A 1,142-nucleotide genomic window follows, 5' to 3' on the forward strand; every position below is an offset into this window, starting at 1 on the left:
GTACGTGCTGTGGTGTAGTAATTCCAATCTTAGAAAACTCAAAGCTTATTCTGAAACTATCGGAATTGTCGGTTGGGTGAGACTTAGTCGCCCCGTAAAGCCTTATCGGGGCGGCAAAGATAACTTTTTATATCACTGCTATTGATGACGTCCTTTGTTTACTAAAGTTGTAAGCCCTTATTCTTTGTTTTAGACCTTCAACCACTCCGGGCTTGTCACTAGGAGAGTCCCCTTGGCTAACCTTAGCCGTCAGATCGTATTCAGCGATTTCTAGCCGGTCCCCCTGAATCATTTTACGCCAACCGTTCCACAACTTAGGGTCAAGCTCTTCGGTACGCCAACCATCGGTCGGTTCGCTCCGACTCGCTAAAGCCAGATCCCTGATTTGGTTCTGGAGCGTTAGATCGTCAATCATTGTTCGGCGTCAACTATCTTGGCCGGTTCGCGTCAATTATGATGGCCGGTTAGGTTTTCTCATTTTTCCTACTTCCAGCTTGTTTTAACTGATGTTGTTTTCGATAGCTTTCTCCTTCTAATTCTATAATTGTCGCGTGGTGGATCAGCCGATCTATGGCCGCTACCGTCATCATGCTGTCTGGGAAGATCTGATCCCATGCACTAAACGGGTGATTGGCTGTGATGATCAGGCTACCGCTTTCATATCGATGCGCGATAAATTCAAACAGTACCTGGGTTTCTGCATCGGTTTTTTTCACATAACCAATGTCATCAATGATGATCACCTGATACTTATCCAGCTTGCTCATCTCGCTCATCAGATCCAGTTCGCGCTTGGCTTGTTGTAACTGTTGTACCAAGCCAATGGCTGGAAACAGTTTGCAGCGTATGCCTTGCTCAATCAGCCGGTAACCCAATGCATTGGCTATGTGTGTTTTGCCGGTGCCACTGGGGCCAATCAGCAGGATATTATCGGCGTGATGTGCCCAGGACAGGTCTTGGTGCAACTTGGCGATGAGCGCTTGATTTGTCCGGCTGAGCACGCTGTTATCCAGAGTGCTTAAGGTTTTTCCCGGTGCCAGCCTCCCTTCGCGTACCCAGCTTTGTGTGCGCCGACGGATAGGCGTTTTAACCGCATGAGGCCAAGTATCGCACCGCGGAAGCGCCATCAAGCCGGCTGAGAC

The 1,142-nt window shown here is 48.9% G+C and carries 1 protein-coding gene; it reads right to left on the reverse strand.

Annotated features, from left to right (window positions below; translation table 11 throughout):
* Positions 1 to 464: 464 nt before the first annotated feature.
* A partial coding sequence (istB, locus tag ACFO24_RS11365) for an IS21-like element helper ATPase IstB (protein ID WP_377738449.1) occupies positions 465 to 1,142 on the reverse strand: 678 nt, incomplete at its 5' end.

Origin of the sequence: Comamonas denitrificans (assembly GCF_042654745.1) — a bacterium.
In the GTDB taxonomy this organism is placed as follows: Bacteria; Pseudomonadota; Gammaproteobacteria; order Burkholderiales; family Burkholderiaceae_C; genus Comamonas; species Comamonas denitrificans.